This window comes from Phormidium sp. CCY1219, assembly GCF_035615515.1.
Lineage (GTDB): Bacteria > Cyanobacteriota > Cyanobacteriia > Cyanobacteriales > Laspinemataceae > CCY1219.
Map to the genome: position 1 here is coordinate 1 of NZ_JAJENT010000452.1, position 6,328 is coordinate 6,328.

8 protein-coding genes and 1 tRNA gene are annotated in these 6,328 nt (G+C 47.7%); 6 read left to right on the top strand and 3 right to left on the bottom strand.

The features are described from left to right. The 5 genes from LKK83_RS10950 to LKK83_RS10970 form a co-directional block, all read left to right on the top strand. Positions 1-431: hypothetical protein (locus LKK83_RS10950; protein ID WP_324631142.1), on the top strand; the 431-nt coding region annotated here is incomplete at its 5' end. Positions 432-907: 476 nt separating this feature from the next. Then, positions 908-1,036 carry a hypothetical protein gene (locus tag LKK83_RS10955; protein WP_324631143.1) on the top strand — a complete coding sequence of 43 codons (129 nt, stop codon included), beginning with the start codon at positions 908-910 and terminating at the stop codon, positions 1,034-1,036. Between the two features lie 384 nt (positions 1,037-1,420). Beyond that, a complete protein-coding gene (locus LKK83_RS10960; RefSeq protein WP_324631144.1) occupies positions 1,421-1,561 on the top strand; it encodes a hypothetical protein in 141 nt (46 codons plus the stop codon). Between the two features lie 276 nt (positions 1,562-1,837). Further along, positions 1,838-2,242, top strand: a complete 405-nt coding sequence (locus LKK83_RS10965) for an HNH endonuclease signature motif containing protein (protein ID WP_324631145.1) — start codon at positions 1,838-1,840, stop codon at positions 2,240-2,242. A gap of 192 nt (positions 2,243-2,434) precedes the next feature. Next, positions 2,435-2,507: transfer RNA gene (locus tag LKK83_RS10970), tRNA-Thr, on the top strand. A gap of 515 nt (positions 2,508-3,022) precedes the next feature. Here LKK83_RS10970 and asnS read toward each other — a convergent pair. Next, a complete protein-coding gene (gene asnS, locus LKK83_RS10975; RefSeq protein ID WP_324631146.1) occupies positions 3,023-4,411 on the bottom strand; it encodes an asparagine--tRNA ligase in 1,389 nt (462 codons plus the stop codon). 74 nt (positions 4,412-4,485) lie between these two features. Then, the gene (locus tag LKK83_RS10980) at positions 4,486-4,902 is read right to left on the bottom strand and encodes a DUF2203 domain-containing protein (protein WP_324631147.1); all 417 of its coding nucleotides are present in this window, start codon (positions 4,900-4,902) and stop codon (positions 4,486-4,488) included. 63 nt (positions 4,903-4,965) lie between these two features. On the opposite strand from LKK83_RS10980, the gene LKK83_RS10985 reads away from it, so the two are divergent. After that, the gene (locus tag LKK83_RS10985; protein WP_324631148.1) at positions 4,966-5,283 is read left to right on the top strand and encodes a DUF6439 family protein; all 318 of its coding nucleotides are present in this window, start codon (positions 4,966-4,968) and stop codon (positions 5,281-5,283) included. Positions 5,284-5,411: 128 nt separating this feature from the next. Here the strand turns inward: LKK83_RS10985 and LKK83_RS10990 are convergent, their stop codons facing one another. Further along, positions 5,412-5,864 carry an ATP-binding protein gene (locus tag LKK83_RS10990; RefSeq protein WP_324631149.1) on the bottom strand — a complete coding sequence of 151 codons (453 nt, stop codon included), beginning with the start codon at positions 5,862-5,864 and terminating at the stop codon, positions 5,412-5,414. Positions 5,865-6,328: the final 464 nt, after the last annotated feature.

Consider the following 6,328-nt stretch of genomic DNA (forward strand, 5'->3'; position numbering starts at 1 on the left):
CATTTTCCGACAATTGGGGCGATTCAGACGAATCGATTAGCCGCAGCTTAGGTGCAGGGACTTATTATGTTGGAGTTTTTCCCTACCGCACAACAAGATATAACACGAAATACACGTTAAGGCTGATTGCTGATGGCGGAACTACAGCTCAAAGTCCAAGCGCAATTAACCTCGGTGACAGTGCGATCGCATCTTTTAAAAACGACCCCCTGACGGATAGCGGCAATTTGAATGAAGCCAATTTGTCAGCAATTGAAACCTTCACTCCGACTGCTAATCTTGACCCGGGGAATGGCTTAATTAACACCGTAGCTGGCGATTTACCAGATGTCGCGACTGTGGATATTGTAGGAGTGGAAGCGGAGTTGAGCAACATTTTCAGCCCAAACGGGGCGAGTGTTAATCCCAGCAATTCGTTAAGTTTTGTATAGAAAAAATACAAGTGGTGTCCGAGGGGACATTTTTCTGGAAAATCGGATAAACTGCAATTCACCGGGTTCTCCTGTAGCAGGAGAAATCCGGTTATTTCTCTCTCGGGCGTCGGTTCACAGAGACGGGGACTAAAGTCCCCGCCTCATAGATCAAGTCGTCTAAAGACGACTGGAATATGTTACAATTCCCAGACGGGGACTAAAGTCCCCGCCTCATAGCTCAAGTCGTCTAAAGACGACTGGAATATGTGACAGAAAATTGGCAAATATTGCTTGTTTTTCTCTCGTTTCTCTGGGTTATAGGCTCTAGCATAGGCACCCTCCCTCCCGGTGAATATGGCGGTAGAGTTTGCACCTTGGCTGATATCCAGTGGCGTTGAATGCGGTGCGTTTGATGCGTGTTAAATTGGCAAGCGTTACGAATTAAATTGGAGATAAAAATAGAGATTTATGGACAATCGATGGGAGATAAAGTGATGAAATGGCGAAGCGCGATCGCAATTTTGCCCCTATTATCCAGCGCGATCGCCCTGCGACTCTCCCGCGCTCAAATTTTTGACTTACTTACTCTAGTAAAATTGAAAGCAATTCATCCCGGAGAATAGTCAGCCCGTAGTCGATCGCATTATTAACTGTCGATTTCATCAAACAAAAAAAACTCTAACAATTGTAAAATTTCTTAAAAAAAAGTAAATTTTGGTGTAATTTAAACCCACAAACTATTCGCCTTTTCATGCCCAAATAAAGTTCATTTTTAAGGGTACAAATTTTATTTACGATACTTTTCTATTTTTGGCGAATTTAGTAAGTTAAATGTTCTCGCTAATTGTGGCCTTAAGGCGAGAATGCACTCTCGGCGATCGCCCCTTCTGTGACTTCACCAATTTTCTACCCCTTTCAAGGACAAGGGCTGGAGGCAAAAACGAGGTTTTTCGCCAACCTAGTTTTGCTATAATTACTACATAATGTTGACAATCAAGAGAAACAAAATGAAAACCAAGAACAGAAAACTGGCGTTTTTTGTTTTGATTATGCTCGGAATGGCTGTGGCTTGTCCCCTTTGTCCGGGCGTCAATGTGGTAGACTCTCACCCCAACGCTTCCCTCCCCGGGGGATTTAGCGGACAATAAGCCACTGCGGCGATCGCCCTTTCTCGAGTTCTGCGATCGCCCATTCATCCCAATTCATTGGCTAACTTGACCACAAGACCACCAAATTTACTCAACGCGGCTTTCTCCTAAAACGTTCTTTGCGTGAAGGTTAAATTCTACTAGAATATTTTTATTTTTCAACCCATTGAGGCAATCTTTACTCTTGAATAAGAGTTGCTTATTTCCTTCAAGTGTGGACTGGTTTAAACATAGGGTAATCTAGTAAAAATGAATTGATGAGGGCAAAGTATGCCGATGCCAAAAAAGTCGAGAAAAGCCTGCTTAAACTGTGGAAAACCAACCAAAAGAACGGTGGATACATATTGCGATCGAGCCTGTCATAACGAACATAAATACAAGGTGTATATTGCCGCTTGGTTAGCGGGGGAAGAAAGTGGTGGCAAAAAACACGGGAATGTGTCTAATTATGTGAAGAGGTATTTAGTTGAGCAATATGGTGAAAAATGTTCTATCTGTGGGTGGTGTGCAGTCAATCCCCATACCGGGAAAATTCCGGTGGAAGTAGACCATATCGATGGCAACTGGCAAAACAACTCCCCCGACAACCTGCGTCTGTTGTGCCCGAATTGCCATTCGCTAACAGCAACCTACAAAGCACGCAATAAAGGAAAAGGTCGGAATTGGCGTCGGTTTCAGTAACTCGTATAATATGAGGACAGGCAGTGACGCCCTGATGAATTGGCGTGCCTAATTCACCTATCTTCATCCCCAGAAGTCCTCCGCAGTGGGGATTACAACCCACTCCAGAGGCGATCGCTAATTTAAGATCGGGTCAATTCTCATGCATAGGGTTGCCAAGGTGACGCTGCATCTGTTATAGTGGCTTGTAATGCTGGTGTAGCTCAGCTGGTAGAGCAACGCACTTGTAATGCGTGGGGCGCAGGTTCAAATCCTGTCACCAGCTTTATTTCAGCCTCTCAGGTCACTTGCCGAACTGTAGCCGATCGCGGCTCTCTGCGGTGAAATTGGAGCCAATTTTTCGGTTTTCTGCCCTCTGCCGTAGGTCTGTGACTTCCCCATCCGTTCCCTCAGATTAACACCTGACAATTCTTTTGGGGTCAACGCTTCCACGGAGGTTACAGATTGACAACAGGATAAAAAGCAGTCGGCGGTTCGCGAAACAGGTTGCGCCGACAACAGCGCAGGGGCGATTCCCCGGGAGTTGCAAACGCAGACAGCGATCGTGTGTGGTAATATGGAGCGATTTGCCCCAAATCTGCGCTTAGTGGAGAACGAGACCCTCCTGTCCTTGAAACTGGCTAGAGAGACATGCTCGCGAGTATAGCTCATCAGCGATCGCTCCTTTGCTCAAATTAGCAATATGCAACTTATGGCTTGACAAAATCGGAAAAATATGGTAATAAATCCCGATCGACGAAATTGGGGTCAGGGAATTCCCCAACCCCAGGAAAGAAGGGACTAAAACTCGATAGTCAGCGGTGCGCGGGGGAAGGGAATCACATCGCGGATATTTGCCATGCCCGTCATAAACTGCACCAGACGCTCGAATCCCAACCCGAAACCGGCATGTTCCACGGTTCCGTAGCGGCGCAAGTCCATATACCACCAATAATTGTCGATGTCAAGACCTTGGGCTTTAATTCGCCGTTCCAGGACATCCAGGCGTTCTTCCCGCTGGGAACCGCCCACAATTTCGCCAATTTTCGGTGCGAGGATATCCATCGCCGCCACAGTTTTCTCATCATCGTTCAAGCGCATGTAGAACGCCTTAATCCCGATGGGATAATCCGTAACGATAACCGGTTTTTTAAAGTATTTCTCAGCCAGATAGCGTTCGTGTTCCGACTGCAAATCCAGTCCCCATTCCACCGGGAACTCGAATTTTTTGTTAGACTTTTCCAACAATTCGACCGCCTTCGTATAAGAAATCCGCTCGAACTGGTTGTTAATAATATTGTCAGCGGTTTCCAACACCGTCTTATCGATCCGCTTATTGAAGAATTCCATATCCTCCGGACAATTCTCCAACACAGATTTAAAGACATACTTCAAGAACGCCTCAGCCAAATCCATATCCCCGGTCAAGTCGCAGAACGCCATTTCCGGTTCCACCATCCAAAACTCAGCCAAATGGCGAGAAGTGTTGGAGTTTTCCGCGCGAAACGTCGGCCCAAACGTGTAGACATTGCTAAACGCCATCGCCATCACTTCCGCTTCCAACTGACCGCTCACCGTCAAGTAAGCCGGTTTGCCAAAAAAGTCCTGAGAGTAATCCACATCATCGCTATCCAAGCGCGGCACATCCTTAAGATTGAGACTCGTTACCGCCAACATTTCCCCCGCCCCTTCGCAGTCGCTGGCGGTGATAATGGGGGTATGAACCCAGAGAAAGCCGCGTTCTTGGAAAAACTGGTGAATGGCGTTAGCGACGGCGTTGCGAACCCGGAACACCGCACCCAGGGTATTGGTGCGACCGCGCAGATGACCGATCGCCCGTAAAAACTCAAACGAGTGACGTTTTTTCTGGAGGGGATAGGTTTCCGGATCCGAATCGCCAAACACCTTAATCTCAGAGGCTTTCAGTTCGATCCGCTGTCCTTTCGCTGGGGATTCCACCAGCACTCCAGACACTTGCACCGACGCGCCGGTGTTGGATTGTTTGAGGACATTCTCGTACTCGGGCAAGTCTTTATCGAGGACAACTTGCAGGTTTGCCATTGAGGAGCCATCATTGACTTCCATGAAGGCAAACTCTTTCAGTTCTCGTTTAGTGCGAATCCACCCTTGAACCATGATGGACTCATCGGGTTGACCGCTTCGCAAAATTTCAGCAATCCGTCGTTTCATTAGATGAGGTTGAGATGTTAAGTCACAGTTATTAACGAAAGAGCCAAAGGGTCGATTGAAATAAGCATCAACCTTCAACTGGCACAGGCTTTCAATACCCAGCCTACAATAATGCCGAGGCCACCAAAGCGAACCGCTTGCCAAAAGGGTTCTTTGAGGCTGCTCAGGGAGAATAATTCGCTTTCCAGGTTGAGTTCGAGAGTTTCGAGTTGGGATTGGATTTGGCGCAGTTCTTCTTTGAGTTCCGGGAGGCGGGAGGGGTTGGAACCGCGATTTTGACGCAGTTCCCGGCGTAGGTTCTCGCGTCGATGCTCGAGTTGTTGCTGCTGCTGACGATCGCGCCGCACTTGAGCCAAGCGTTCTTGGAGGGAAACGAGCGATCGCTGAGCGTCTTGGATACCCGCATCGAGTTCCGCCAAATCGCTCATCGAGCCATCATTGGTGGAGCGATCGTTGGGAGAAGGGGGGGAAGGTTCTGGAGGGGAAGTCATCCGGAAAACAGAAAAATCGATACATTAAGAATGAGAGACATTGGTTAAATTTATTTTGGCATCATGGCTAATCCCACTCCCACACCCCCAAAAACGAGTTCTGGTTTGCACAGTCCCACCTCTGCGAAATTGCAGGAATTTAGCACCCTGGAATTAGCGCAAGCATTAGCAGAGCGAGTGACGCTGATGGAAACAGATTGGCATCGATTGAAGTCGAATCGGAAAGTGCGTGCCACAGAGCAAGCGGCCACCGCGTTGGTGTTTTTGCTAAAAAACAACCCCGAGGAAGCCTTGCTGAGGCTACAGCAGGCCACCGGGTGGCTCGATCGCTCCCTGAGTGCGCCGCCTTGTCCGACTCATGGTGCGCCGAAGGAAAAATAGTGCAGTTAGCTGAGAATTGCTAGGCAATTTTGGGTAAAGCTAACAGTGGCGCGGTGGGAAGTAACGGATTGGAGGCTTAGCCTCTCCGTGCTTTCCCCGCTTCCGAGCCGATTTTACCCAGGCTGGGCTTATTGAACCAACGGTAAGCGATAGGTATTATTAAAGTGTTTGCAAAGTTTTAGTTCTCTCGTGTTATCATTCCAATCCACTCGGTCGAAGATTTGGTGTAAAATAAATAACCCTCTCCCACATTCTCCCTCCTCATGGGGGATCTTCTCCCGAGGGTTGTCATTGCAAGCACAAGCGCAGGTAAAACCATTGCCTTGGTCTGAGATGACCCACCAATATTCCTCGGAACTGGCATAAAAACGAACCACAACGGTTTTACTCGGATCTAATTGATTTCCATGTTTAGCCGCATTAACTAACGCTTCCTGAAGTCCCAGTCTAATTTCCGCGTGCCATTGGCGTGGAATTTCTGCTAGTAGCAGATCCAGGATTGGGCAAAGATAGAGCGTGGAAGCAAAACTGATCGTGTTCCAAGTGCGCCCTACTGTTGGACGAGGTGAAATAGCAATCACTGAAAAAACCCCGCAGCTTTGATAAAGATAGACATTAAGTTTGTGAAAGTAATGACCCTGAAGACACCCTACTGGTCATGTTGTACCCAAACTCGAGTCAGTCAAAAATTTGCATGAAAGCGCTCGGAGTCGATCGCGCAGGCGTCAGAAATCACCGATGCATATCCACCAGCAACTTGCCAATAGAGGTTTATTTGATAGTCAAGCATTGGAATCTACCTGGCAGGTACAAGGAGTGCAAAATTAAGCCATTGGGACTGACCGTCAAGGGGGGCATGAAAACCCCAGTCAATGCAGTTAGGTGGTGGGTTTAAACCACCGCAAGCTGTTCGCGGTATTTTTCCGGGCCAAATGTGACAAATCATGGTTATGACCTGAATCACTAATTAGTTAAACTAAGCAATTCCGTCACCAGAACTACTCGTCTTCAAAACCGGACTTGAGACTTTCACCTCATCCGGGGA